This window comes from Caulobacter sp. S45 (assembly GCF_903642205.1).
Lineage (GTDB): Bacteria > Pseudomonadota > Alphaproteobacteria > Caulobacterales > Caulobacteraceae > CAHJWH01.
In genome coordinates, this window is record NZ_CAHJWH010000001.1 from 18,710 (window position 1) to 42,259 (window position 23,550).

At 69.9% G+C, this 23,550-nt stretch carries 25 protein-coding genes; 16 read left to right on the forward strand and 9 right to left on the reverse strand.

Annotated features, from left to right (window positions below; translation table 11 throughout):
• The first annotated feature begins 201 nt into the window (after nucleotides 1-201).
• Both gyrA and HUV06_RS16540 read left to right on the forward strand, forming a co-directional pair.
• Nucleotides 202-2,868 (forward strand): DNA gyrase subunit A, encoded by a 2,667-nt coding sequence (gene gyrA / locus HUV06_RS00110; RefSeq protein WP_217433571.1) that lies wholly within the window; start codon nucleotides 202-204, stop codon nucleotides 2,866-2,868.
• Nucleotides 2,869-3,426: 558 nt separating this feature from the next.
• Complete coding sequence (locus tag HUV06_RS16540; protein WP_371810925.1) at nucleotides 3,427-3,771, forward strand: Rap1a/Tai family immunity protein; 345 nt, start codon at nucleotides 3,427-3,429, stop codon at nucleotides 3,769-3,771.
• A 289-nt stretch (nucleotides 3,772-4,060) separates the two neighbouring features.
• On the opposite strand, the gene HUV06_RS00115 is transcribed toward HUV06_RS16540, so the two are convergent.
• Nucleotides 4,061-4,390 carry a type II toxin-antitoxin system RelE/ParE family toxin gene (locus HUV06_RS00115; RefSeq protein ID WP_174299233.1) on the reverse strand — a complete coding sequence of 110 codons (330 nt, stop codon included), beginning with the start codon at nucleotides 4,388-4,390 and terminating at the stop codon, nucleotides 4,061-4,063.
• The gene (locus tag HUV06_RS00120) at nucleotides 4,387-4,629 is read right to left on the reverse strand and encodes a type II toxin-antitoxin system ParD family antitoxin (RefSeq protein ID WP_174299234.1); all 243 of its coding nucleotides are present in this window, start codon (nucleotides 4,627-4,629) and stop codon (nucleotides 4,387-4,389) included. Before HUV06_RS00120 ends, HUV06_RS00115 begins: the two co-directional genes overlap by 4 nt.
• A 109-nt stretch (nucleotides 4,630-4,738) precedes the next feature.
• On the opposite strand from HUV06_RS00120, the gene obgE reads away from it, so the two are divergent.
• Together obgE and HUV06_RS00130 are read left to right on the forward strand one after the other, a co-directional pair.
• The gene (obgE, locus tag HUV06_RS00125) at nucleotides 4,739-5,779 is read left to right on the forward strand and encodes a GTPase ObgE (RefSeq protein ID WP_174299235.1); all 1,041 of its coding nucleotides are present in this window, start codon (nucleotides 4,739-4,741) and stop codon (nucleotides 5,777-5,779) included.
• Between the two features lie 16 nt (nucleotides 5,780-5,795).
• Nucleotides 5,796-6,470 carry a nicotinate-nucleotide adenylyltransferase gene (locus tag HUV06_RS00130; RefSeq protein ID WP_174299236.1) on the forward strand — a complete coding sequence of 225 codons (675 nt, stop codon included), beginning with the start codon at nucleotides 5,796-5,798 and terminating at the stop codon, nucleotides 6,468-6,470.
• A gap of 50 nt (nucleotides 6,471-6,520) precedes the next feature.
• On the opposite strand, the gene HUV06_RS00135 is transcribed toward HUV06_RS00130, so the two are convergent.
• The 4 genes from HUV06_RS00135 to HUV06_RS00150 form a co-directional block, all read right to left on the reverse strand.
• A complete protein-coding gene (locus HUV06_RS00135) occupies nucleotides 6,521-7,168 on the reverse strand; it encodes a 2-dehydro-3-deoxy-6-phosphogalactonate aldolase (protein WP_174299237.1) in 648 nt (215 codons plus the stop codon).
• Complete coding sequence (locus HUV06_RS00140) at nucleotides 7,165-8,097, reverse strand: 2-dehydro-3-deoxygalactonokinase (RefSeq protein WP_371810926.1); 933 nt, start codon at nucleotides 8,095-8,097, stop codon at nucleotides 7,165-7,167. The genes HUV06_RS00135 and HUV06_RS00140 overlap by 4 nt, the downstream gene beginning before the upstream one ends.
• Before the next feature lie 149 nt (nucleotides 8,098-8,246).
• Nucleotides 8,247-9,662: a pyruvate kinase gene (gene pyk / locus HUV06_RS00145; protein WP_174299239.1), complete on the reverse strand. Its 1,416-nt coding sequence runs from the start codon at nucleotides 9,660-9,662 to the stop codon at nucleotides 8,247-8,249.
• Nucleotides 9,659-10,342, reverse strand: coding sequence for a YoaK family protein (locus tag HUV06_RS00150; protein ID WP_174299240.1), 684 nt, complete (start codon nucleotides 10,340-10,342; stop codon nucleotides 9,659-9,661). The genes pyk and HUV06_RS00150 overlap by 4 nt, the downstream gene beginning before the upstream one ends.
• Before the next feature lie 151 nt (nucleotides 10,343-10,493).
• Between HUV06_RS00150 and HUV06_RS00155 the strand changes: the two genes are divergently transcribed.
• From HUV06_RS00155 to HUV06_RS00170, 4 genes are all read left to right on the forward strand, one after another.
• Entirely contained in the window at nucleotides 10,494-11,519 is a 1,026-nt protein-coding gene (locus HUV06_RS00155) for a TraB/GumN family protein (protein ID WP_174299241.1), read from the forward strand.
• A 348-nt stretch (nucleotides 11,520-11,867) separates the two neighbouring features.
• Nucleotides 11,868-12,905 carry a ribonucleotide-diphosphate reductase subunit beta gene (locus tag HUV06_RS00160; RefSeq protein WP_174299242.1) on the forward strand — a complete coding sequence of 346 codons (1,038 nt, stop codon included), beginning with the start codon at nucleotides 11,868-11,870 and terminating at the stop codon, nucleotides 12,903-12,905.
• 32 nt (nucleotides 12,906-12,937) lie between these two features.
• Nucleotides 12,938-13,327 (forward strand): protease inhibitor I42 family protein, encoded by a 390-nt coding sequence (locus tag HUV06_RS00165; protein ID WP_174299243.1) that lies wholly within the window; start codon nucleotides 12,938-12,940, stop codon nucleotides 13,325-13,327.
• A 6-nt stretch (nucleotides 13,328-13,333) separates the two neighbouring features.
• Nucleotides 13,334-13,702 (forward strand): (2Fe-2S) ferredoxin domain-containing protein, encoded by a 369-nt coding sequence (locus HUV06_RS00170; protein ID WP_174299244.1) that lies wholly within the window; start codon nucleotides 13,334-13,336, stop codon nucleotides 13,700-13,702.
• Nucleotides 13,703-13,709: 7 nt separating this feature from the next.
• Here HUV06_RS00170 and HUV06_RS00175 read toward each other — a convergent pair whose 3' ends face one another.
• Together HUV06_RS00175 and HUV06_RS00180 are read right to left on the reverse strand one after the other, a co-directional pair.
• Nucleotides 13,710-13,943, reverse strand: a complete 234-nt coding sequence (locus tag HUV06_RS00175; protein WP_174299245.1) for a helix-turn-helix transcriptional regulator — start codon at nucleotides 13,941-13,943, stop codon at nucleotides 13,710-13,712.
• The gene (locus HUV06_RS00180) at nucleotides 13,940-14,473 is read right to left on the reverse strand and encodes a DUF2975 domain-containing protein (RefSeq protein WP_174299246.1); all 534 of its coding nucleotides are present in this window, start codon (nucleotides 14,471-14,473) and stop codon (nucleotides 13,940-13,942) included. The genes HUV06_RS00175 and HUV06_RS00180 overlap by 4 nt, the downstream gene beginning before the upstream one ends.
• A gap of 167 nt (nucleotides 14,474-14,640) precedes the next feature.
• On the opposite strand from HUV06_RS00180, the gene rdgB reads away from it, so the two are divergent.
• From rdgB to HUV06_RS00215, 7 genes are all read left to right on the forward strand, one after another.
• Nucleotides 14,641-15,243, forward strand: coding sequence for an RdgB/HAM1 family non-canonical purine NTP pyrophosphatase (rdgB, locus tag HUV06_RS00185; RefSeq protein WP_174299247.1), 603 nt, complete (start codon nucleotides 14,641-14,643; stop codon nucleotides 15,241-15,243).
• Complete coding sequence (gene hemW, locus HUV06_RS00190) at nucleotides 15,240-16,400, forward strand: radical SAM family heme chaperone HemW (RefSeq protein WP_174299248.1); 1,161 nt, start codon at nucleotides 15,240-15,242, stop codon at nucleotides 16,398-16,400. Before rdgB ends, hemW begins: the two co-directional genes overlap by 4 nt.
• Nucleotides 16,401-16,459: 59 nt before the next feature.
• A complete protein-coding gene (gene rsmI / locus HUV06_RS00195; RefSeq protein ID WP_174299249.1) occupies nucleotides 16,460-17,329 on the forward strand; it encodes a 16S rRNA (cytidine(1402)-2'-O)-methyltransferase in 870 nt (289 codons plus the stop codon).
• Nucleotides 17,326-17,751: a YraN family protein gene (locus HUV06_RS00200; RefSeq protein WP_174299250.1), complete on the forward strand. Its 426-nt coding sequence runs from the start codon at nucleotides 17,326-17,328 to the stop codon at nucleotides 17,749-17,751. Before rsmI ends, HUV06_RS00200 begins: the two co-directional genes overlap by 4 nt.
• On the forward strand, nucleotides 17,748-18,563 hold the full coding sequence (locus HUV06_RS00205) for a SirB1 family protein (RefSeq protein ID WP_174299289.1): 816 nt from the start codon (nucleotides 17,748-17,750) through the stop codon (nucleotides 18,561-18,563). The genes HUV06_RS00200 and HUV06_RS00205 overlap by 4 nt, the downstream gene beginning before the upstream one ends.
• Nucleotides 18,564-18,601: 38 nt before the next feature.
• On the forward strand, nucleotides 18,602-19,579 hold the full coding sequence (gshB, locus tag HUV06_RS00210) for a glutathione synthase (protein ID WP_174299251.1): 978 nt from the start codon (nucleotides 18,602-18,604) through the stop codon (nucleotides 19,577-19,579).
• 89 nt (nucleotides 19,580-19,668) lie between these two features.
• Complete coding sequence (locus HUV06_RS00215) at nucleotides 19,669-21,282, forward strand: YifB family Mg chelatase-like AAA ATPase (RefSeq protein ID WP_174299252.1); 1,614 nt, start codon at nucleotides 19,669-19,671, stop codon at nucleotides 21,280-21,282.
• 6 nt (nucleotides 21,283-21,288) lie between these two features.
• Here the strand turns inward: HUV06_RS00215 and HUV06_RS00220 are convergent, their stop codons facing one another.
• Nucleotides 21,289-21,717 (reverse strand): helix-turn-helix domain-containing protein, encoded by a 429-nt coding sequence (locus tag HUV06_RS00220; protein ID WP_174299253.1) that lies wholly within the window; start codon nucleotides 21,715-21,717, stop codon nucleotides 21,289-21,291.
• A gap of 177 nt (nucleotides 21,718-21,894) precedes the next feature.
• Here HUV06_RS00220 and HUV06_RS00225 point away from each other — a divergent pair, with 177 nt between their 5' ends.
• Complete coding sequence (locus HUV06_RS00225) at nucleotides 21,895-23,454, forward strand: response regulator (RefSeq protein ID WP_174299254.1); 1,560 nt, start codon at nucleotides 21,895-21,897, stop codon at nucleotides 23,452-23,454.
• The last annotated feature ends 96 nt before the right edge of the window (nucleotides 23,455-23,550 follow it).

Genomic DNA, 23,550 nt, shown 5'->3' on the forward strand with positions numbered 1-23,550 from the left:
CGGCGCGCGCGTCGGTTTGACCCGTCCTGACCCGGTGATAAGTCTTAACGAAGCCTTGAGGTTGCCGATTCGCGTGCCGCACGAACGCTGGCTGCAAGGCTCTCCTTCCAACCCCGATCGGCCCCCTCCTTGAGCGACATCCTACCCCCAGGCTCACCCTCGAGTGGCGGCCACGTCTCCCCCATCGCTATCGAGGCGGAGATGAAGCGCTCCTATCTCGACTACGCCATGAGCGTGATCGTGAGCCGGGCCCTGCCGGACGCGCGTGATGGGCTGAAGCCGGTGCACCGGCGCATCCTGTTCTCCATGAGCGAGAACAGCTTCACCTCTACGGGGCCGTACCGGAAGTGCGCCCGCGTGGTGGGCGACGTGATCGGCAAGTACCACCCGCACGGCGACCAGTCGGTCTATGACGCCCTGGTGCGCATGGCCCAGCCCTTCTCCATGGGGCTGGTGCTGATCGACGGACAGGGCAACTTCGGCTCGGTGGACAACGATCCGCCGGCGGCCATGCGCTACACCGAGTGCCGCATGACCAAGGGCGCCGAGGCGCTGCTGGCCGACATCGACAAGGACACCGTCGACTTCCAGGACAACTACGACGGCGCCGAGCACGAGCCCGTGGTGCTGCCGGCGCGGGTGCCCAACCTGCTGGTCAATGGCGCCGGCGGGATCGCGGTCGGCATGGCCACCAACATCCCGCCGCATAACCTGGGCGAGATCGTCGACGCCTGCCTGGCCCTGATCGACGACCCCACCACCGACCTGGAGCGCCTGCTGGAGATCGTGCCGGGGCCGGACTTCCCCACCGGGGGCGAGATCATCGGCCGCTCCGGTGCGCGCCAGGCGCTGATGACCGGGCGCGGCCCCGTGGTCATGCGCGGCAAGGCCGCCATCGAGACCACCCGACGCGACCGAGAAGCCATCATCATCACCGAAATCCCCTTCCAGGTGAACAAGGCCGCCATGGTGGAGAAGATCGCCGAACTGGTCCGGGAGAAGAGGATCGAGGGCGTCAGCGACCTGCGCGACGAGAGCGACCGCGACGGGATGCGGGTGGTGATCGAGCTGAAGCGCGACGCCTCCTCCGACGTCACCCTGAACCAGCTCTACCGCTTCACGCCGCTGCAGACCTCCTTCGGGGTCAACATGCTGGCCCTGAACCGCGGCAAGCCGGAGCAGATGGGGCTGCGCAAGCTGCTCGACCTGTTCCTGGAGTTCCGCGAGGAGGTCGTGGTCCGCCGCACCAAGTTCGAGCTGTCCAAGGCCCGCAACCGCGGCCACGTGCTGGTGGGGCTGGCGATCGCGGTCGCCAATATCGACGAGGTGATCGCCCTGATCCGCAGTTCCGCCAACGCCAACGAGGCGCGCGAGCGGCTTTGCGGCAAGAACTGGCCCGTTGGCGACATGATCGAGCTGATCGGCCTGATCCAGGATCCTCGCACCGTGGTGCTGGAGGGCGGCCTGATCCGCCTCTCCGATGAGCAGGCCCGCGCCATCCTGGCCCTGACCCTGTCCCGCCTGACCGGCCTCGGCCGCGACGAGATCTTCGGCGAGGCGCGCAGCCTCGCCGACGCCATCGCCGGCCATCTGGCGATCCTGGGTTCGCGCGAGCGGATCATGGGCATCGTGCGCGAAGAGTTGGTCGCCGTCCGCGACGCCTTCGCCATCCCCCGCCGCACCGCCATCGTCGAAGGCGACGCCGACGTCGAGGACGAGGACCTGATCCCGCGCGAGGAGATGGTGGTCACCGTCACCCACGGCGGCTACGTCAAGCGCACGGCTTTATCGGCCTACCGGACCCAGCACCGGGGCGGCAAGGGCAAGTCCGGCATGGCCATGAAGGACGAGGACGCGGTCACCCGCATCTTCTCCGCCTCCACCCACGCGCCGGTGCTGTTCTTCTCCTCCGCCGGCAAGGTCTACAAGCTCAAGGTCTGGAAGCTGCCCAACGCGCTGGCCAACGCCCGCGGCAAGGCCTTCATCAACCTGCTGCCCCTGGAGCAGGGCGACCGCATCACCACCGTCCTGCCCCTGCCCGAAGACGAGGCGGCGTGGGAGAAGCTGGACGTGATGTTCGCCACCTCGTCTGGCGACGTGCGCAGGAACAAGCTTAGCGACTTCGTCCAGGTGAACCGCGCCGGCAAGATCGCCATGAAGCTGGGCGAGGGGGAGCATATCCTAGGCGTCCAGCTCTGCACCGAGGACCAGGACGTGCTGCTGACCACCGCCGGCGGCCGCTGCATCCGCTTCGCGGTCAGCGACGTGCGCGTGTTCCAAAGCCGCGAGTCCACAGGGGTGCGCGGCGTGCGTCTGGCGTCCGGCGACGAGGTGATCTCCATGGCCATCCTGCGCCACGTGGAGGCCGGCCCGGCCGAGCGCACCGCCTATCTGCGCCGCGCCGCCACCGCCCGCGCCGCCATCGGCGATGCCGACGCCGCGGAAGGCATTGAGGAGGAGGCCGCCGAGATCGAGGCGGAAGAGGACGTCGTCGCCGAGGCCGACCTGTCTGAGGAGCGCTACATCCAGTTGGGCGCGGCGGAGCAGTTCATCCTCACCGTCACCGACAACGGCTACGGCAAGCGCACCTCGGCCTACGACTACCGCCTGACAGGCCGAGGCGGCCAGGGCCTGATCGCCCACAACCTGGCCCGAGGCGGCAAGCTCGCCGCCAGCTTCCCCATCGAGGAGAGCGACGAGCTGCTGCTCGTCACCGACGGCGGCCAGCTGATCCGCACCCGCGTGGACGCCGTGCGCATCGCGGCGCGGAACACGCAGGGGGTGACGATCTTCCGGACGGCGGAAGGTGAGCGGGTGGTGTCGGTGGAGCGGCTGGAGGCGGCGGCGGAGGAGGCGGAGGGCGCCTGAGGGTTAGGCGCTTCGGTCGGGGATGAGGCCGGGAAGCAGACGTTCTCAAGGCGGGCTGAGGGTGGATGGCTGCCGCGAGGTTACACCCATCGCGGACCTTACCTGCGGGGTGGCGGCTGAAGGCGAGGCCAGCAGGCACCCAGTGGGCACTTTTGCATTCACCGTTGCAGCGCCGCTTGTGACGTAGCCTCTTTGGGAGAAAAAAAGATGAAGGTGTACTTCGCGACTCCCAACAATCGCGATGCGAGTGACGAGCTGCTCCCTCAGCTCGGCGAGTACGATTGCTCACTCAGTCGGCGAGACCTCTTGTAGGTCTGGCGCACCGTGGCATCGCCAACCACACTCCCTAATCTGGAGTGGCGCTCGTGCCCAAAATCACTCTTGATGTTCGCATCACTATCGACGTGGCTGCGATTGTGCAGTTCGCTGCCCTGATTTATCTCTTACTGCGTTCTCAGTGAGTGTCAGGCCCGGTGCACTCTACTGGGCCTGTTGCTCCTAAGGTTGCCGCGAAGGAGTTCGACCGTGATCTCGCTAGTTTTCGCTGCGGCGCTTGGCATGGCAGGAGTTGATCGGCCCCTGGCAAGGGGGGCGGACTTCGTTCAGGCATGTGAGAGTTCACAACAGGACGCGCGGGTCGCTTGCCTCAATTACTTCAGTGGCGTGATTGATGTGATGATGGAACTCCATGAAGAACAGGAACGCAATGCGGGGTACCCGCACGGCACCGAACCACCATGGATTTGCCCACCAGCGAACGTTGGCGACGGTATGGAGAAGGCTGCCCTATCAGAGTTCCATCGAGAGCCGGGTTCACTACATGAAAGCGCGACCTACGGTATCATCGCGGGACTAACGACCGCGTTTCCTTGCTCTGCTCCTGCGCCGCCCCCACCAAAATGAAGATAGGATTGGCAGCTTACCCAGACCATCAGCAGCCGCACTGGCTAGGGCTGGCCACCGAGCTTTCAAAATTGCAGCTGCGCGCAATAGCTTTGACCGAGGAGTGTCCGCCTTGGGTCGTTCTTCCGCATTGAGGTTGCTCCAACAAGCGGACATGGGGGCCACCGTGCTCGGGCGCGTCCCGTTTGAACGAGACTTGGCCTGCGGCTGCGTCGAACCCAAGTCTGGAGCTGAAAGGGCGCCCGGCCTCTACTCGCCAGATCCGCATGTGAGCAGAAGTGGCGTTTTCTCATGCCTCTTCCATGTCGCCGATCAAGCCTGGAATGTCCCGCTTGGCGTGCAGCACGCGCAAGACGTCGATCTGCTCCACCCGTTCTACATAGAAGACGAGGTAAGGATACGTGGCCAGCGCATGGCTGCGCAGACCCGGCAGCGACAGCGCGTGGGCGTACCTCGGGGAGCCTGCGCCCGGGTGGGCGGCGATGGCGCCGAAAGCGGCCTCCACGGCGTCCAGGAACGCCATGGCGACCGCTTCACCCGCCTCGTCCAGATAGTATTCGGCGGCCGTCTGGATATCGATCCTGGCTCGGGCGCGGCGGACGATCGGCCGGGCCGTCATCCTCCCCGTGCACGACGGCGAACACGCTCGCGCAAGTCCTCAAAGAAGGCGGGGTCGGCCGGACCCTCGACCGGAGAGCGCAGTCCGTCCAGGATCAGCTCGCGGAACGTCTTCATCTGCTGATCTGTGCGGATCAGGTCGCGCACGTATTCGCTGCTGGTGCCGTAATGGCCGCTCGCCACTTGCTCGTCGACGAAGCCCTTCATGGCCTCGGGCAGGGAGATGTTCATCGTCGCCATAGCCGAACGGTATCATCTTGCCAAATTTTGACAAGCGCGCGCTTGCGATGCTGGCGCATCGTGGAGCTTGCGCCTAACTAGGACGGCTATCCCCGTCCCGGCCGCGCCCATGAAGTTCCTCGACCAGTGCAAGATCTTCATCCGCTCCGGCGACGGCGGGGGCGGCTCGATCTCGTTTCGGCGGGAGAAGTTCATCGAGTACGGCGGCCCCGATGGCGGCGATGGCGGGCGGGGCGGGGACGTGTGGATCGAGGCGGTGGAGGGGCTGAACACCCTGATCGACTACCGCTACAAGCAGCACTTCAAGGCCGGAACCGGCGTGCACGGCATGGGCCGCCAGCGGAGCGGCCTCTCCGGCGAGGACGTGGTGCTGAAGGTCCCCGTCGGCACCCAGGTGCTGGAGGACGACCAGGAGACCCTGATCGCCGACCTGGACGAGGTCGGCGCGCGGCTGCAGCTGGCCCGGGGCGGCAACGGCGGCTTCGGCAACGTGCACTTCAAGGGCCCGATCAACCAGGCGCCGCGCTTCGCCATGCCCGGCCAGGAGGGCCAGGAGCGCTGGTTGTGGCTGCGGCTCAAGCTGATCGCCGACGCCGGCCTGGTGGGCCTGCCCAACGCCGGCAAGTCCACCTTCCTGGCCGCGGTCTCGGCCGCCAAGCCCAAGATCGCCGACTATCCCTTCACCACGCTCACGCCGAACCTCGGCGTCGTGGACCTGTCGAGCCAGGAACGCTTCGTCATTGCCGACATCCCTGGCCTGATCGAGGGGGCTTCCGAAGGAGCAGGCCTAGGCACGCGATTCCTGGGCCATGTGGAGCGCTGCAAGGTGCTCATCCACCTGGTGGACGGGACGCAGGAGAAGGTGGGCGAGGCCTATACCCAAATCCGCCACGAGCTGGAAGCCTATGACGAGGGCCTGGCGGACAAGCCGGAAGTGCTCGCCCTGAACAAGGTGGACGCGCTCGATCCTGACACACGGAACGAGCGGCTGGAGGCGCTTGCGGTGGCCTCAGGCGTTCGGCCGCTGCAGGTCTCCGGCGTCTCGGGCGAGGGTGTGACCGAGCTGCTGCGCGCCGCGCTTGCCCGCATCCGGCCGCCGCGGGGTGACGACGAGCCGGCCGAGGCAGGCGCCGCATCCTGGCGGCCCTGAGCGCAGTGGCCGGCTGATGTGGTTGGCGGGTCCGGCGCGGCGACGGCCGGTGGGCGGCGTTCCCGCCGACCTCAGGCTCGGCTTCCACCTGGAGCGCGGGATGCGGGTGGGGCTGTTCGGCGGCTCGTTCAACCCGGCCCATGCCGGCCACGCCCACGTGGCGCAGACCGCGATGCGGCGGCTGCACTTGGACCGGATGATCTGGCTGGTCTCGCCTCAGAACCCGCTGAAGTCCGGCCGCGACACCGCTTCGCTGGCCGAGCGCATGGCCGGCGCGCGCCGGATGGCCGGATCGAACCCGCGCATGATCGTCTCGGATGCGGAGGCGCGGCTGGGCTCGGCCTATACCGTGGACACGCTAAACCGGCTGAAGGCGCGCTTTCCCGGGGTCAAGTTCGTCTGGATCATGGGCAGCGACAACCTGGCGAGCTTCCATCGCTGGCGGGGCTGGACCGACATCGCCCGAACAACCCCCATCGCCGTGGTCGCCCGCCCCGACACCTTGATGCAGAGCCGTTCCGCGCCCGCGGCGCGGCGCTACGCGGCGGCGCGACGCCCCTCACGAGAGGCGGCGTTGCTGGCGGACGCGCCTATGCCGGCCTGGACCTATCTATGCGCCCCCCTAAACTCGACGTCTTCGACGAAGCTGCGGACTGTCGCTTCTACGCTCTCTCAATCCGCCTTATCCTGAGGCGAACGCGAGGGTAGCTCGCCAGGCAACCCCATCCCTTCAAGACCGGGTCACGGGTTCGTTTCGGCCACGTCCGGCCGCAGCGCCCGCACGGCGGCCACCGCCGCGACGGCGCGCACATGCACCTCGTCCGGCGTGAAGCCGGGCTTGAACAGGTCCCCGCCCATGCCGAAGCCCCGCGCGCCTGCGGCCCACCAGTCGGCCATCTGCTCGGGCTTCACCCCGCCGACGGGTTGGACGACGACGTCCTTGGGCAGCACGTCGAGCATGGCCTTCACGTGAGCGACGCCATAGCTCGAAGCCGGATAGAGCTTCAGGTAACGCGCGCCGGCGGCGTAGGCCTCGAACGCCTCGGTGGCGGTGCCGAACCCGGGCATGGGCGCCAAGCCGCGCTGCAAGGAGCGGCGTATCACCCCCGCGTCGGTGTTGGGGGCCACGATGATGCGGCCGCCAGCCTCGACGACCTGATCCACCATCTCCGCGCTCAGCACCGTGCCCGCCCCGTGCACCACCCGGTCGCTGAAGCGGGCCAGGCGGCGGATGCTCGTCAGGGGGTCGGGCGAGTTCATGGGGACCTCGATCACGCGCACGCCGGCGGAGATCAGAGCCTCGGCCACGGTCTCCACCTCGTCCGGCGTGACGCCGCGGATGATGGCGATGATCGGGACCTCGCCCAGCGCCGCCTTGAGGTCCATCATCGGTGCGGCTCCTGTCGCATGACGGCGTGGAAGAGGGCCACGAGCCCGCTCAGCACCGCCCCTTCACCGTCGTGAACGCGGGCCTCGATCCCCCGATGCGCCAGGGCCCGCTGATACTGCGCACAAAGCTTGGAGTCGCCGACGATGGACACCGTCGCGTCGGCGGGCGCGTCTAGCAGCGGCGGGCTGGAGGCCACATCCGCGCCGATCAGCAGGCCGGAAAGATAGGCGCGCACGTCCGCCGCCACCAACCCGCCGCCGCCTACGACGCGGGAGCGGGCGGTGAACAGGCGGGCGGCCAGGGCGGCGCCGTCGCCGGCCGCCTTCAGGCCGTCATCGAAGGCCGGGCCGTCGGCGTCTCCCTCCCCACCCTTCAGCACGCTGTGCTGGGTCAGCAGGGCGAACAGCTCGCCGGTCATGGCGGTGACGAAGCGCTCGATGCGGCCGTCCACCGCCAGCACCCACTTGGCATGGGTGCCGGGATGGCAGATCACCTGAGCGCCCTGGCGGCGGGCGGGGTCCTGGGCCAGCCAGCCGATCAGCTGGGTCTCCTCGCCGCGCATGACGTCGGGGCCGTAGACGCCGGGTCCGCGCAGCCCGGGCGTGATGCCGACGAAGGGCGCTTCTCCAGGCACGGCGACGACGCCTCGCGCCAGCGCCCGGGCGTCGGCGGGACAGTCGGCATAGGGAACCTCCAGCCAGCCGATGTTGGAGCCGGCCATGCCGGTGATCAGCGTCGGCAATCCCTCTGCGCCGAGCGCCGGGCGGACCTCGTCACGGAAGCGCACCGCGGCCTCGCCGGGGCCCAGCCGCGAGACGCCCAAGGCGAACTCCTGGTGGGCGGTGGGGCGACCATCGGCGCCGACCACCCAGGCGCGCAGGTTGGTGGTGCCCCAGTCCAGGGCGAAGAAGGGATCAGTGATGGTCAGCTCCTCCTTCCGTCATCCTCAGGCTAGTCCCGAGGACCCAGGCCGGCGGCAAGCTCAACGCCCAAGGCGCGCCGGCGTCCAGCAGGCGGACGGCTCGATCCTCGGGACAGGCCCGAGGATGACGGGCGCAGGACGGCGGGTCGGACACCCTAAAGCGCCGCATGGGCGAAGCGCAGCAGGTTGGCCGAGCCGGGCGCGCCGAAGGGGACCCCGGCCAGGATCAGGATGCGTTCGCCCGGCCTGGCGAGGCCCAGCTGGCCGACCACCTCCACCGCTTCGGCCGTCATCTCGTCCACGTCGCGGGGGTCCTTGGCCACCCGCGGCTCCAGCCCCCAGACGAGGGCCAGCCGCCGCGCCACCTTCAGGTCGGGCGTGAGCGCCACCACCGGCTGAAGCGGACGCTCCCGGGCCAGCCGCCGGGCTGTGGCGCCAGTGGCGGTGAAGGCGACCAGACAGGCGGTGGAGGCCGCCTCCGCAGCGCGCCGCGCCGCCATGACCAGGGCGTCGGCGTCGTCCTCGGCGTCGTGGCGCTCGGCACCCATCAGCTCGGGCCAGCGGGGGTCGCGCTCCACCCGGGCGATGATGCGGCTCATCATCGACACCGCCTCCAGCGGATAGGCGCCCGACGCGGTCTCCGCCGACAGCATCAGGGCGTCGGCGCCTTCGTAGGTGGCGTTGGCCACGTCGGTGGCCTCCGCCCGAGTCGGTGTCCCCGAGGTGATCATCGATTCGAGCATCTGGGTGGCGACGATCACCGGCACGCCCCGGGCGCGGGCCGCGCGGAGCAGGGTCTTCTGCGCCACCGGCACCTCCTCCGGCTCCAGCTCCACGCCGAGGTCGCCGCGGGCGACCATCACCCCGTCGCAGAAGTCCAAGATCTCCTCGATCTGGTCGAGCGCCGCGGGCTTCTCGATCTTGGCGAGCACGGCGGCCCGGCCCTGCACGAGCCTGCGCAGGTCCGCCATGTCGGCGGCGCGCTGGACGAAGGAGAGCGCCACCCAGTCCACCCCGATCCGCAGCGCGAAGGCCAGGTCCTTGTGGTCCTTGTCGGTCATCGCGCTCATGGGGATGACGGCGCCTGGCAGGGCCACGCCCTTGCGGTCGGACAGGCGCACGCCCTGCATCACCACCGTGTCAGCGAAGCCAGGGCCGATGGCCTTGACTTGCAGGCGCACCTTGCCGTCGTCCACCAGCAGAACCGAACCGGGCCGCATGGCTGCAAACAGCTCCGGATGCGGCGCGCTCACCCGCGTGGCGTCCCCGGGGGCCGGATCGAGGTCAAGCCGCAGGGCTTGGCCGGGCTCCACCAGCACAGCCCCGTCCTTGAAGGCGCCGAGCCTCAGCTTGGGGCCCTGCAGGTCGGCCAGCACGCCGAGCGGGCGCTGCACTGCGACTTCAGCCTCGCGCACCGCCTTCGCCGCGGCGGCATGATCGTCGTGGACGCCATGGCTGAAGTTCAGGCGGAAGACGTCGGCCCCCGCCTGGGCCAGCTCAAGCACGCGCTCGGAGGCGCGACTGGCGGGGCCAAGCGTGGCGACGATGCGGGCGCGGCGGGCGCGAATCATGCAGGTCTCCGAACCCCCTTGCGGCGGACCAGACCACCCAGGACCAGGGCGAGCAAGGCCGCCGCCGCCGCCGGCGCCACTAGGGCCAGGGCCCCGAAGCGCGTCGCGCCGAGCGCGCCCAGCGCCGCACCGCTCACCAGGCCTAGCCACATCAGCAGGTAGGAGCCCCAGACCGAGCGCTGACCGAGAACCGCGTCCGCCAAGCCGTGACCGAGGTTCACCAAGGTGCCTGTGACGTAGGTGAGGGTGACCTTGGCGCCGCCCACCTGGCGCAGGACGGAGTTCTGCAGCCCCATGGCCAAGGCCAGGGCCGCAACGCCCAAGGTCAGCGCCGGACCTTCGGCGTCGGGCGAAACGGAGACGGCCGAGGTCGCCAGCAGCGCCGCAACCACGCTCAGCAGCGCCGGCCTGCGCCAAGCCCCCGCCGACTGGGCCAGCAGTCGCCCGGCGAATGCACCCATCACGAACAGGACGATAACTCCACCCGCCGCCGCCGCCTCGGTCAGACGCCCCTGGGACGGGAGGGCCGCCATTTCCGTCGTGTTGCCGCTCATGAAGGAGACGAAGAGGCCACCAAAGCGCACGAAGGCCACGGCGTCCACGAACCCCGCCAGGCTCGTCAGGGCGACAGCCAAAGCCAGCCGGCCGTCGTCGCTAGCCTGCGCCGGGTCCTCGATCACGCCACCTCCGGCTGGCTGCGCCCTCAGGGTGGACGTCGCGCCCATATAGACGTCATCGCCTTCATGTCGCCAGTGAGAGGCCAGTGAGAGGCCAGTGAGAGGGATGTCGGCGCCTCGCAAACGCCTCGAGCGCGTCCCATTATGTCCAGTCATGGAAGTCCGCGACCCTCTTCGGCGATCGGCCGCCAACATCTGGGCGAGCCTCGCTGTAAGCGTCCTGGTGGTCGGCGCCGCAGCGTCGGCCCACGGGCAGTCCTCGCCCTGGTCGGCCAAGCCGCCCCTGGCCTGGAGCCGGGCCAGTTCCGCCGTCGCCGATGCCACGACAGGTGAGGTGGTGGTGACCAAGCACCTGCCGGGGCCGGCGCTCTGGAAGGTGACCAAGGGCGACGCGCAGGTCTTCATCCTGGGTGCGGCCACGCCCCTGCCCCACATGCTGCAATGGGACACCCTGAGGCTGGAGAACGCGCTGAACGGCGCCGACGCGCTCTATCTGGAACCCCGCCCCTCTCTCAGCCCCATGGAGCTGATGCGACTGGCGGTGAACAGAGCGCCGCTCGAACTCGCGGGCGGCCAGACCCTGGAGACGGTGCTGCCGCCGCGGGAGAAGGAACGGTTCACCCGCATGATGGTCACCATCCACGGCAAGGCCCAGACCTACGACCGGCTGAAGCCGGCGATTGCGGGGCTTTTCCTCATCGCCGACTTCCGCAAGGCCGCGGGGCTGTCGGAAGGCAAGCCCGGCACCACGGTCATGCACCTGGCCGAGGACGCCCATGTACCTGTGAAATCTGTCGGCGACTTCCGGCTCGACCCCTTTGTGGACACCGCGTCCAGGCTGTCCATGGCCGACAACATCGCCTGTTTCGATGCGGCCATGGACGACATCGACCAGGAGGCGGTCCACGGCCGCGTCATGGCGGAGGCCTGGGCCAAGGGCGACCTGAAGACGGTGGGCGAGACCTACAAGGCCTCCCTGCTCACCAGCTGCCTGATGCGCATCCCGAGCGTGCAGAAGCTGCTGGACCGCGGCACGGACCAGGGAGTCCAGACCGTACAGGCGGCCCTCATCAAGCCCGGCAAGTCGGTGGCGGTGGTGGACCTGAACTTCCTGCTGGGGCCCCGTGGCGTGCTGGGTCGGCTGGAGGCCGCGGGCGCGACAGTCACAGTGCCAGACTGACCCGGGCGCCCGCCGTGGCGGGCCTCAGTGCGAGGCGACGCCAGGTTGGGCGAACACCAGGCCGGTGGAGGTCAGCGACATGGCGGCGCCTACGGCGGTGATCGTCGCGGCGGCGACCAGTATGGTGGCCAGCTTCTTCACGTCGCGTTATCCATGTTTCTCTGGCGCAACGTAGGACACTTCGCCGCCGCATCAAAATGCTTTCCGTCTGTCCGGATGCATAACGGGCGCCAACTCGCACTTATCCCCAGCGACACTACATCTTGTGGACGGGCGCTCTTATCGCCTCCACATTCAGTGTTCCTCCGCTATGATGACCTCGTCTCGATTCCGTGAAGGGCGCCCTTGATGAGCCAGCTTATCTCCACACCGGGCCTGCTCACCCCCTCCCACGCCTACAAGCCGTTCCGCTATCCCTGGGCCTACGACTTCTGGAAGCGCCAGCAGCAGGTCCACTGGATGCCGGAGGAGGTGCCGCTGGGTGAAGACTGCAAGGACTGGGCGGCGCGGCTGAACGACGGGGAGCGGAACCTGCTCACCCAGATCTTCCGCTTCTTCACCCAGTCCGACATCGAGGTGAACGACAACTACATGGAGCGCTACGCCCGCGTCTTCCGCCCCACCGAGGTGAAGATGATGCTGAGCGCCTTCTCCAACATGGAGACGGTGCATATCGCCGCCTACGCCCTGCTGCTGGAGACCATCGGCATGCCGGAGGCGGAGTTCGGCGCCTTCCTGGAATACGAGGCCATGAAGGCCAAGCACGACTACATGCAGCAGTTCGGCATCGGCTCGAACGGCGACATCGCCCGCACGGTGGCCATGTTCGGCGGCTTCACCGAGGGGCTGCAGCTGTTCGCCAGCTTCGCCATGCTGATGAACTTCCCGCGCTTCAACAAGATGAAGGGCATGGGCCAGATCGTGTCCTGGTCGGTGCGCGACGAGAGCCTGCACTGCGAGGGCATGGTCCAGCTCTACCACGCCTTCAACAAGGAGACCGGCGCGGTAACCAAGAGCGTGGCGGCCGACATCGTGGACTGCTGCAAGACCGTGGTGGGGCTGGAGGACAAGTTCATCGACCTGGCCTTTGAGGCCGGCGAGATCGAGGGCATGACGCCGCACGACATCAAGCGCTACATCCGCTTCATCGCCGACTGGCGGCTGCGCCAGCTGGAGCTGCCCACGGTGTACGGGATCGAGGAGAACCCCCTCCCCTGGCTGCAGTCGCTGCTGTCCGGGGTCGAGCACGCCAACTTCTTCGAAGCCCGCTCGACGGAGTACTCCAAGGCCGCCACCACCGGCCAATGGCAGGGCGGCGAAGGCGTCTGGGCGGAGTTCGACCGGCTGATGGTGCGCCGGGGCGAGCCGAGCCCCACCCCGCAGTAGCCGCGCGGGCCGGGCGGCGCCATGCTGGGACCATGATCCAGGTTCCGCCCGGTCCCGCCATACCCGTGCTGTCGGACGCGCAGAACAGCGCGGAGGTGGCCGTCGCCGCCGGACAGGTGCTGGAGGTTCGCCTGTCGACCCGCCCAGGCACGGGCTACGCCTGGCAGGTGGTGCAGGGTCCGCCGGCCGTCACGGTGATCCGCCAGGGCTACGGACCGGCCCCGGGTCCCTACCTGAGGACAAGGAACGGCCAACTGGGCCAGCAGGTGTTCGACGTGCGTGCGCCTTCGACGCCGGGCCGCATCGTGGCGCTCGCCCTCGCCTATCGGCCGGTGGGTCGCAGGCTAGCCTTTGCGCGCATATGGCGCATCCGGCTCAGCATCGGGCCGGCGCCCGCATCGCTTTCCAGGCCGCGGCGTTAGGCAGACATGACAGAGGTTGCAGCTCCGCTTGTCCGGCCACGCGGCCTCAAGGTCGCCAAGGCCCCGTTCTCCGACACCGTGCTCGTCTGCGGCAAGTGCGCCCGCAAGTTCAAGGGCGCAGGCAAGCCTGTGGCCAAGGAGCTGAAGGCGCTGCTGAAGGACCGACGCTGGGGCAAGGTGAGGGTGGTGGAGACCAAGTGCTTCGACCTCTGCCCCAAGCGCCGGCAGGTGCTGGCCAGCCACCGCACGCTGGCGGACCACCGCCTGGTGGTAGTCGAGCCGGGCTTCTCGCCGGAAGAGGCGTTACACGCCCTGCTGGGGCCGCCCCGTGACCCTGGGGCTGGGGCCGATCCAGCGCTGTCGCTGCCCGGATGAGCGGCGTTCACGCCTCCCCGTCCTCGAGGTGGTCTGCTCCGGGCCCATAGGTCAGAAGGTCCCCCGGCTGGCACTCCAGCTCCCGGCATAGCGCCGCAAGGGTGGTGAAGCGGATCGCCCTCGCCTGGCCGAGCTTCAGGAGCGAGAGGTTCGCCGGGCTGATCCCCACCCGATCCGAGAGTTCCGCCAGCGACATCCGCCGGCGATGGAGCAGGGCGTCCAGGTGAAGGCGCACGCTCATATGGTCAGCTCGGCGTCGCGGCGCAGGCGCGCCCCCTCGCGGAACACCTCGGCCAGCACGAACACCACCAAGATGGCGAACCAGGCTGTCAGGTTGAGCGTCAAGCCGCCGCCCGTCACTCGGCCGGGAAAGACGAAGGCCAAGGTCATGCGCAGCAGATAGCCCATAAGCTCAAGCCCGATGAGCGCCAGCCCGATCACCCGCAGGCGCGCGACATTGTCCGGATGGAAGGGGTCGCCAAGGGTGAGCGTGCCGAACACGCGTCGCAGCCGGTTGAACACCACCACCTGCCCCGCCACGAAGACCGCCAGCGCCAGCAGGGCCAGGGCCAACGGCCGCTGTGGATCCAGACCCATGGACTGCAGGGCCTCCAGCTCGGCCCTCGGCAGGGCGCTCGTGAACGGCTGCAGGAGCAGGGACGTTAGGCCCGCGATCAGGAGGGCGGAGGCGGCGGCGACGAGCCCGAGATAGATCACCTCCACGACGACCTTCAGGAAGCTCGATACAGACCCAGGCCCCAGAGCGCGCATCGTCCCGCCTTCACCGCCCATGCTGCGGGCCACCGCCGCCAGCTTGCCCGATCCCGGCCCCGCCGCGCCAGCCCACGTCGATGAACAATCCGACAGCTGCGGCCCCCGCGGGGAGTGGACCCGGCGCTCCGCATCTGTTGCAAGGAGCCCATGAAGGCGCGGACGCAATGACCCTCTCGCTGAAGACCGGCTCGCGGCTGGTGGTGGCCACCCACAATCCAGGCAAGGCCGTGGAGATCGCCGCCCTGCTCGATGCGCGCTATGAAACGGTCGCCGCGGCCACGCTCGGCCTGCCCGAGCCGGAGGAGACTGAGGCGACCTTCATGGGCAACGCGGTGCTGAAGGCCCGCGCCGCTGCGGATGCGGCCCACCTGCCCGCCATCGCTGACGACTCTGGCCTGTCGGTCGCGGCGCTGAACGGGGCTCCCGGAGTGCTGTCGGCCCGCTGGGCCGGCGAACCGCGCGACTTTGACGAGGCCATGGCTCGGGTCCATCGTGAGCTCGACGCACGGGGCGCTGCAGCGGATGCGATGGCCTGGTTCACCTGCGCCCTCGCGGTCGCCTGGCCGGAGGGGCCGGTGCTGGCAGTGGAAGGTCAGGTCGCCGGCCGCCTGGTCTTTCCGGGCCTGGGGACCCGCGGTTTCGGCTACGATCCCATCTTCCGCCCGGACGGCCACGCCCATACCTTCGGTGAGATGGACCCTGAGCTGAAGCACGCGGTCAGCCATCGCGCCCGGGCCTTCGCCAAGCTCAAGGCGGTCCTGTTTTGACGGTCGCCCCTGCGCCGCTCGGCGTCTACATCCACTGGCCCTACTGCGCACGCATCTGCCCCTATTGCGACTTCAATGTCGTGCGCGACCGGGGCCGTTCCGCCGCAGGCGAGGCGCTGGTCGACGCGATCGCTGCAGACCTTTTCGCTCAGGCTGCGCTGATCGCGGTCTCCAGTAGCCGAAGCGTTGATCTGGTCTCGATCTATTTCGGCGGCGGGACGCCCTCGCTCATGCGGCCGTCGCACGTCGAACGCCTGATCCGCTCGGTCCGAAGCCTGTGGACGGCCCGCGGGTCGGTGGAAGTGACGCTGGAAGCCAATCCGGCCGACGCCGATCCCGCCCGCTTCCAGGCCTTCGCCGCGGCCGGCGTGAACCGGCTTTCGCTCGGCGTCCAGTCCTTCGACGATCACGCCCTGAGCTTCCTCAGGCGCGACCACGACGCCGCCCAGGCGGGCGCGGCGCTGGCCCACGCCCTCGCCGCCTTCCCGCGCGTGTCGCTAGACCTGATCTACGCCCTGCCTGGCCAGACGCCGGACGACTGGAGACACAGCCTTCAGGCCGCCGCGAGCCTTGGGGCCAGCCACGTCTCGGCCTACCAGCTCACCCTGGAGCCGGGCACACCCTTCGCTCGCGCCGCACAGCGGGGGACCTTGGCGGCTGTCGAGGACGAGCTCGGCGCGGCCTTCTACGACGTGACGGTGGACACGCTCGGCCGCGCAGGGTTCACGGCCTACGAGGTCTCGAACTTCGCCCAGGGCGCCGAGGCCCGGTCCCGGCACAACCTCGTCTACTGGCGGGGCGAGTCCTATGTCGGCGTCGGCCCGGGCGCCCACGGCCGGCTGGTGCTGGAGGGGCGGCGGACCGCGACCGAGGCCGAGCCGCGTGTCCAGGCCTACATGGACCGCGTCGTGAACGAGGGCGCGGGCTGGCGGCTGAAGGATCCCATGGCGAGCGCCGATGTCCTGGAGGAGCGCGTCCTGATGGGGCTGCGGATCGCCGAAGGGGTGGAGATGGCCGACATCGCGGAGCTCGGTCGCACCGACGCCTTGGCGCCGCTCGTCGCGGCCGGCTGGCTCGCCGCCGAGGCCGGGCGCATCCGGGCCACCCGGGCGGGACGCCTGCTCCTGGACAGCGTCACCGGCGCGCTGCTGGCCTGAGGCCTGCGGGCGCGTGCAAGGGCCTTGGCGAGCCGGCCGAAGCGGGGTGTTATCGCCCGATGACACTCCCGCCGCCCTCGGACGCGCCTCTCGCGCCGGGGCTCTACATAGTCTCCACGCCCATCGGAAACCTGCGGGACCTGAGCCTGCGGGCGCTGGACGTACTGACCCAGTGCGACCTGATGCTGGCCGAGGACACCCGGGTCACCGCCAAGCTGCTGAACGCCTACGGCCTGTCCAAGCGCATGGAGCGCTATGACGATCATGTGGGGGAGCGCGTCCGCCCCGCCGTGCTAGAGAAGCTGGCGGCCGGCGCCCGGGTCGCCCTGGTATCCGACGCCGGCACGCCGCTGGTCTCCGACCCCGGCTACCGCCTGGTGGCCGCCGCCCGCGAGCAGGGCGTCGCCGTGATCCCTGTTCCGGGCGCCTCGGCCCTGCTGGCCGCCCTGGCCGGGGCGGGCCTGCCCACCGACCGGTTCCTGTTCGCAGGCTTCGCCCCGCCCAGGTCCGCCGGCCGCCAGACGGCCTTCGCCGAGCTGGCGGGGGTGCGCGCGACCCTTGTCTTCTATGAGACGGGCCCGCGCCTGCGCGACAGCCTCCTCGACATGGCCGCAGTCTTCGGGCCCACGCGTGAGGCTGCGGTCTGCCGCGAGCTGACCAAGCGGTTCGAGACCTTCGTGCGCGCCTCGCTGGGCGTCCTGGCCAGCGACCCCACCCTGGATACGCCTAAGGGAGAGATCGTGATCGTGGTCGCGCCCGGCCGCGAGGAGGCCGCCTCGGCGGCTGACGCCGACACGGCCCTGGTGGAGGCGCTGGGCCGCCTCTCCCCGGCGGAGGCGGCCGGAGAGGTGGCGCGCGCGCTCGGCCTGCCGCGACGCGAGCTCTACCGCCGCGCCCTGTCCCTGCAGACACCGGGCAGGCCTGAGTGACGGCGCAGGCCGATCGCCCCCAGCGCCGTCGCGACCGGGGAGGCCGCGCCAGGACGCAGGGCCGCACCGCCGAGGTGGTGGCCGCCTTCTGGCTGATGGCCCACGGCTATCGCATCCTGGGCTTCCGCATGAAGCTGGCCGGTGTGGAGGTCGATCTCGCCGTCCGGAGGCGCGACGTGCTGGCCGTGGTGGAGGTCAAGCGCCGCCGCACCCTGCAGGCGGCGCTGGAGGCCGTCACCCCCGTCCAGCAGGCGCGCCTGCGACGCGCCGGCTCGGCGCTTGCGGCGCGGTCCCGGGCGGCGGGCGTGGTCCCTTCGGTGCGGCTCGATCTCCTGGCGCTCGCGCCGGGCCGGCTTCCGCAGCATGTCGCGGACGCCTGGGGAGACGCGCTCGGGACGAGGGAGGCCGGTCGATGGCCGTGACCCGGCGGCAGGCCGAAGACGCGCTGGCGGCGGCGGGGCGCGCGCCGGACGGCCGCTTCCCCCTCTACGAGGCGGCCCTGTCCTGCGCCCTGCATGAGGACAGCGCCCGTGACGCCGACGCCGCCCGACGCCTGGTCGACGAGGCGCAGGAGAGGCTCCGCCGCCGCCTGGTCGGGGAACGGCCCGACGACGCCCTTGGCGAGGCGTTGGGCGGCGACCTTCAGCTCAAAGGAGACCTGTTGACCCCCCACGATCCCGCCAACGCCGACCTGATCGCGGTGTGCGACCGCAGGCGGGGCCTGTCGATCGCGCTGGGCCTCATCTACCTGGAGGCAGGGCGCCGGGCGGGGCTGACCCTTGCCGGCGTCGACTTTCCCGGCCACTTCCTGCTGCGTGTGGAGACGGGCGAGGGGCCGGTGGCGCTCGACCCGTTTTCCGGCGGCGCGGTGGTGATGCCGTCGGAGCTGACCCGCCGCGCCCTGTCCGCGGGCCTGATGCCCGGCGTCGGCGACCGGCTGGACGCGCTGATGGCGCCGGCCGGCGACCGGCAGATCGTGCTGCGGCTGCAGAGTCTGATCTTCGCCCGCGCCATGCGGGCCGGCGACCATGAGGGCGCCGAGCGGGCGGCGCTCCGGCGCGGGCTGATCGACCCCGGCGATCCCTGTCCCTGGCTCGACGTGGCTACCGCCCGGGAGGCTCAGGGCCGGCTGACCGGCGCCCTGGAGGCGCTGCATCAGGCCAAGACCCTTAGCGGGCTGGCGGCGGGCCCGGCCGAATGGGCGAGCTTGAGGGTTCGCCGCCGGCTGAACTGAGCTAAAGGCTTGCAGCCGTTTTCAGGAGGACCTGCGCCATGGCGCTGCGCGTCGCGATCCAGATGGACCCCATCGAGCTGGCCAACCCGGAGGTGGACACCACCGTCCTGATGGCCCTGAACGCCCAGGCGCGGGGCCACAGCCTCTGGGTCTATCAGCCCGAGCGGCTGGCGCTAGAGGACGGCCACGTCACCGCCCGCGCCCACCCGCTGGAGGTCCGAGCCACGCCCGGCGACCACTATACCCTGGGCGAGCCCGTACTGCTGGACCTGGCCGAGGACGTCGACGTGGTGCTGCTGCGTCAGGATCCGCCCTTCGACATGCACTACATCACCGCCACCCACATCCTGGAGCACATCCACCCCGAGACGCTGGTGGTGAACGACCCGGTCGAGGTGCGCAACGCCCCCGAGAAGCTGTTTGTCACACGCTTCAAGGGCCTGCAGCCGCCGACGCTGATCTCGCGCGACCTGAGGGCCATCGCCGAGTTCAGGTTGCGCTTTCCCGACATGATCCTGAAGCCGCTCTACGGCGGCGGCGGTTCCGGCGTCACCCGGCTGAAGCCCGGCGACGGCAACCTGGACGCCCTGCTGGAGCTGCATTTCGCCTTGAACCGCGAGCCGGTGATCTGCCAGGCCTTCCTGCCGGCCATAGCCCAGGGCGACAAGCGCATCCTGCTGGTGGACGGCGAGCCCGTGGGCGTGATCAACCGCGTGCCGGCCGAGGGGGCGGTCCGCTCCAACCTGCACGTGGGGGGGCGAGCGGAAGCGGTGGAGCTGACCGCCCGTGACCGTGAACTCTGCGCCACCATCGGACCGGACCTCAGAACCCGCGGGCTCATCTTCGTCGGGGTGGATGTGATCGGCGACTACCTCACCGAGATCAACGTCACTTCCCCGACCGGCGCACAGCAACTCAAGCGTTTCACCGGCGTGGACGCCACCGCGCTGATGTGGGACCGGATCGAGGCGTTGAGGGCGGAAGGCCACGCCGGACTTGGTCTGTTCCGGAATTAACCATCGCTTAAACACGTGTAGTTCCATTCTTGTTCTTGACGCCCTGCGTGTGCGTCGCGCAGGTTACGTGCAGGTTGCAGGGGCGGGTGATGGTCGCGCGGGTGGTCACCGTGGCGTTCGAAGGCGTGGAGGCGCGCCGGGTCGAGGTGGAGGTGCAGGCCAGCTCCGGCGTGGTCGCCTTCGTCGTGGTGGGCCTGGGTGACAAGGCCGTGGCCGAAAGCCGCGAGCGCGTGCGCGCCGCCTTCACCGGGCTGGGCCTGGCGCTGCCGGCCAAGCGGTTGATCGTCAACCTCGCCCCGGCCGACCTGCCCAAGGAGGGGAGCCATTACGACCTGCCGATCGCCCTGGCCATGATGGGCGTGATGGGCATCCTGCCGCCCGATGCGCTAAACGGCTGGATGGCCTTCGGGGAGCTGGGACTGGATGGCCAGATCGCCCCCACGGCCGGCGCCCTGCCCGCCGCCGTCGCCGCCTCCGAGTTCGGGCTGGGCCTGATCTGTCCGGAGGCCTCGGGGCCGGAAGCGGCCTGGGCCGGCGACGTGCGTGTCCTGGCGCCCCGCTCGCTCATCAGCCTGCTGAACCACCTCCGCGGGACCCAGGTCCTGGGCGCGCCCAAACCCGGCCCGGTGCTGGACGGCGGCGACTTCGCCGACCTCCGTGACGTCAAGGGCCAGGAGCAGGCCAAGCGCGCCCTGGAGATCGCGGCGGCCGGCGGCCACAACCTGCTGATGGTCGGCCCGCCGGGCTCAGGCAAGTCCATGCTGGCCCAGCGTCTGCCCGGCCTGCTGCCGCCGCTGTCGCCGCGCGAGCTGCTGGAGACCTCGATGATCCACTCGGTGGCCGGGCTGATCGCCAAAGGCGCGCTGACCCGGGCGCGGCCGTTCCGCTCGCCGCATCACTCGGCCAGCATGGCCGCGCTGACCGGCGGGGGCGCCCGGGCCAAGCCGGGGGAGATTTCACTCGCCCACAACGGCGTGCTGTTCCTGGACGAGCTGCCCGAATTCCACCCTCAGGTGCTGGATTCGCTGCGAGGACCGCTGGAGACGGGCGAGGTGATGGTCGCGCGCGCCAACGCGCATGTGCGCTATCCGGCCCGCATGCAACTCGTCGCCGCCATGAATCCCTGCCGCTGCGGGCACGGCGGGCCAGGCCGCGGCGCCTGCGGCAAGGCGCCCCGCTGCCAGCTGCAATACCAAGGCCGGGTCTCCGGCCCGCTTATGGACCGCATGGACCTTCAGGTGGAGATGCCTCCGGTCACCGCGGCCGATCTGGCCCTGCCTGCGCCCGCAGACGGCACCGAACAGGCGGCGAAGCGGGTGGCGCGCGCCCGCGAAATCCAGGTCGGCCGCCAGGAGGACCTTGGGGGCGCCCTCAACGCCCGACTCGACGGGGAGGCGCTGGAGCGGGTGCTCGGCATCGAGGCCAAGGCGACCGCCCTGCTCAACCAGGCGGCGGAGGTGCAGGGTTTCTCCGCCCGCGCCTTCACCCGGACCAAGCGGCTGGCCCGCACGATTGCGGACCTGGACGCCTCCGGCCCGGTGCAGCGGGTGCACGTGGCCGAAGCCCTCATCTACCGCAAACCCACTCTGCAGAACGGTCCTTCGCCCACCTTCCGCTCGGCGTTCGAGCCGCCGCCCGAAGGCTATCGTCACGATCAGCTCGACCCGGCCGCGGAGCCTACAAGCGATGCGGGTCGCCGCTAGGTTCGCTCAGGCGTGTTCGACCGGCTCCGCGGCGGCGCCTTCGGCCTCGGCGTTCGCAGCCAGGCTGCGGGAAAGCTGCAGGACGGCGCGGCGCAGGCGGGGTGACTTGATCCGGGCGTAGGTCTCCACGAGCTCCTCCACTCCGCGCATCTGCGCCAGCAGGGTCAGAATGGCGGGCGAGCGTGGCGTCGGATCGCCTTCGTCGGGCAGCAGAGTGGTCGGCGCGACCGACAGGGCGCGCGCCGACTTCACCAGCATGGAGGCGGAGATGCGGTTGGTCCCCCGCTCGTACTTCTGGATCTGCTGAAAGGTGATGCCGAGAGCACGCCCGAGCTGCTCCTGGGACATGCCGCGCGACTTCCGCAGCGTCCGAAGGCGCAGTCCCACGGCGACATCAATGGGATCGGGCCCGTTCGTGCCAGCGCGGTCGGCCATCTAAGCTCCTGGTCTGGACGCCATCCGCGGACGGCTATCGGGATGACCTTGTACAAAGCCGTACAGGCCAAGGTTCAAAACTGCGATCTGCCGCATCCCCTACGTGTGTTTGTGGTGATGGGATAGTCGCTCATCGTCTTGGGGCGGCGTTAAGGCGGAAAGGCTCAAACTTTCGGCATGTCGATCAGCGACCAGTCCGGCGAGACGCGTCCGTCCGGCCACCCTGAAGGCGGCTGGCCAGAGGGCGGCTGGCCAGAGGGCGGCTGGGACGAAGCACGCGCCCGCGCGCGCGAACGGGTGTTCGCCTTGCTGAGCCATGAGATCCGGACGCCTCTGAATGGTGTCATCGGCATGGCGGGGCTGCTCGCCTCGACACCCCTGGACGTGACCCAGACCGCCTACCTCGCCACGCTGCACGAATGCGCCGACCACCTGCTCGGCCTGGTCAACGACGTGCTGGACCTCGCCAAGCTGGAAGCGGGCCGGATCGATCTGGAGCCGAGCGCGACGGATATCGAGCACCTCCTGCAGGGTGTGTGCGAACTGCTCAGTCCCCGGGCGCATGCCGCAGGGCTGGAGATCGGCTGGGCGGTGGACGCCGGAGTGCCACCCTTGAACCTGGACGACGGACGGCTGCGCCAGATCCTGTTCAACCTCGCCGGGAACGCGGTGAAGCTGACCCGCGCCGGCGGCGTCCTGGTGAACGCCGATGTCGCTGGCCCGCTGGCCGCCGGTCGCCTGCGCGTGCGGTTCACCGTCTCCGACACAGGGCCAGGGCTGGATCCTCGCGACAGCGCCCGCATCTTCGAGGAGTTCGTCCAGGCAGACGCGGGTGAGCGCGCCGGCGGAGCCGGCCTGGGCCTCGCCATTGTCAAGCGGCTGGCCCAAGCCTTCGAGGGAGAGGTGGGGGTCGAGAGCAGGCCGGGTGAGGGCGCAAGCTTCTGGTTCGAGGCCGAGTTCGAAGCCGCAGGACCCGTCGCCGCCGAGAGCGGACTGGAAGGCCTGCGGATCCATCTGGCGACGCAGTCGCCTATCGTGCGGGCCGCCGCGGCCGGGCAGTTGCGCGCCTGCGGAGCCAAGCTGGCGCCGCGGGAGGCCTGCGATGTGCTGCTGGTCGACATCGGCGAGGATGCGCCCCGGCCGCACCCCGGCGACCCGCCGGCCCTGGTGCTCCTGGCGCCGGAGGCCCGCGGCCGCATCGAACCCCTGAGAGCGCTCGGCTACGCTGGCTACCTGATAAAGCCGTTGCGGCGGACCTCGCTCGCCGAGCGAGTCCTCGCGGTCGCCCGGCCGGCCACGCCGATCCCGGATGAGGGATCGCCGCGGGACGAACGCGCGACCCTAGGAAACACGACGGCGGGATTGCGGGTCCTGCTCGCCGAGGACAATCCGGTGAACGCCCTGCTGGCCCGGGCGCTGCTCAATCGCGCGGGCTGCATGGTGGATCGCGCAGCGGCTGGCGAAGAGGCGGTCTCCGCGGCCCTGGCGCGACCTTACGACCTGATCCTGATGGACATGCGCATGCCCGGCATGAGCGGCCTCGATGCGGCGCGGGCGCTCCGCGCGGCCGGCTGCACCACGCCGGTCGTGGCGTTGACCGCCAACGCCTTCGATGACGACCGCCGCGCCTGCCTCGAGGCTGGCATGGACGACTTCCTGACCAAGCCGCTGGATCCCGCAGCCCTCGAAGCGACGCTGGCGCGCTTGCGTCCGAACCCGCAGACCTCCCATACCTGAGGCGGGCCAACGCCGCCCCTCGCCTTGTGCGACGACTGAAGCTAAGCCGGTCGAGTGCAAGCCGTGCCTAAACACCCTGCCTCGGGACATCGTGGA

Coding starts and splice junctions, on each gene's coding strand:
- HUV06_RS00115 (WP_174299233.1), bottom strand. CDS start 4,390: ATGACGGCCCGGCCGATCGTCCGCCGCGCCCGAGCCAGGATCGATATC.
- HUV06_RS00180 (WP_174299246.1), bottom strand. CDS start 14,473: ATGCGCGCTCTGGGGCCTGGGTCTGTATCGAGCTTCCTGAAGGTCGTC.
- HUV06_RS00130 (WP_174299236.1), top strand. CDS start 5,796: ATGTGGTTGGCGGGTCCGGCGCGGCGACGGCCGGTGGGCGGCGTTCCC.
- HUV06_RS00135 (WP_174299237.1), bottom strand. CDS start 7,168: ATGATGGACCTCAAGGCGGCGCTGGGCGAGGTCCCGATCATCGCCATC.
- HUV06_RS00225 (WP_174299254.1), top strand. CDS start 21,895: ATGTCGATCAGCGACCAGTCCGGCGAGACGCGTCCGTCCGGCCACCCT.
- HUV06_RS00215 (WP_174299252.1), top strand. CDS start 19,669: ATGGTCGCGCGGGTGGTCACCGTGGCGTTCGAAGGCGTGGAGGCGCGC.
- HUV06_RS00170 (WP_174299244.1), top strand. CDS start 13,334: ATGACAGAGGTTGCAGCTCCGCTTGTCCGGCCACGCGGCCTCAAGGTC.
- HUV06_RS00155 (WP_174299241.1), top strand. CDS start 10,494: ATGGAAGTCCGCGACCCTCTTCGGCGATCGGCCGCCAACATCTGGGCG.
- rsmI (WP_174299249.1), top strand. CDS start 16,460: ATGACACTCCCGCCGCCCTCGGACGCGCCTCTCGCGCCGGGGCTCTAC.
- HUV06_RS00175 (WP_174299245.1), bottom strand. CDS start 13,943: ATGAGCGTGCGCCTTCACCTGGACGCCCTGCTCCATCGCCGGCGGATG.
- pyk (WP_174299239.1), bottom strand. CDS start 9,662: ATGATTCGCGCCCGCCGCGCCCGCATCGTCGCCACGCTTGGCCCCGCC.
- HUV06_RS00120 (WP_174299234.1), bottom strand. CDS start 4,629: ATGGCGACGATGAACATCTCCCTGCCCGAGGCCATGAAGGGCTTCGTC.
- HUV06_RS00165 (WP_174299243.1), top strand. CDS start 12,938: ATGATCCAGGTTCCGCCCGGTCCCGCCATACCCGTGCTGTCGGACGCG.
- gshB (WP_174299251.1), top strand. CDS start 18,602: ATGGCGCTGCGCGTCGCGATCCAGATGGACCCCATCGAGCTGGCCAAC.
- HUV06_RS16540 (WP_371810925.1), top strand. CDS start 3,427: ATGGCAGGAGTTGATCGGCCCCTGGCAAGGGGGGCGGACTTCGTTCAG.
- gyrA (WP_217433571.1), top strand. CDS start 202: ATGAAGCGCTCCTATCTCGACTACGCCATGAGCGTGATCGTGAGCCGG.
- HUV06_RS00220 (WP_174299253.1), bottom strand. CDS start 21,717: ATGGCCGACCGCGCTGGCACGAACGGGCCCGATCCCATTGATGTCGCC.
- HUV06_RS00160 (WP_174299242.1), top strand. CDS start 11,868: ATGAGCCAGCTTATCTCCACACCGGGCCTGCTCACCCCCTCCCACGCC.
- obgE (WP_174299235.1), top strand. CDS start 4,739: ATGAAGTTCCTCGACCAGTGCAAGATCTTCATCCGCTCCGGCGACGGC.
- rdgB (WP_174299247.1), top strand. CDS start 14,641: ATGACCCTCTCGCTGAAGACCGGCTCGCGGCTGGTGGTGGCCACCCAC.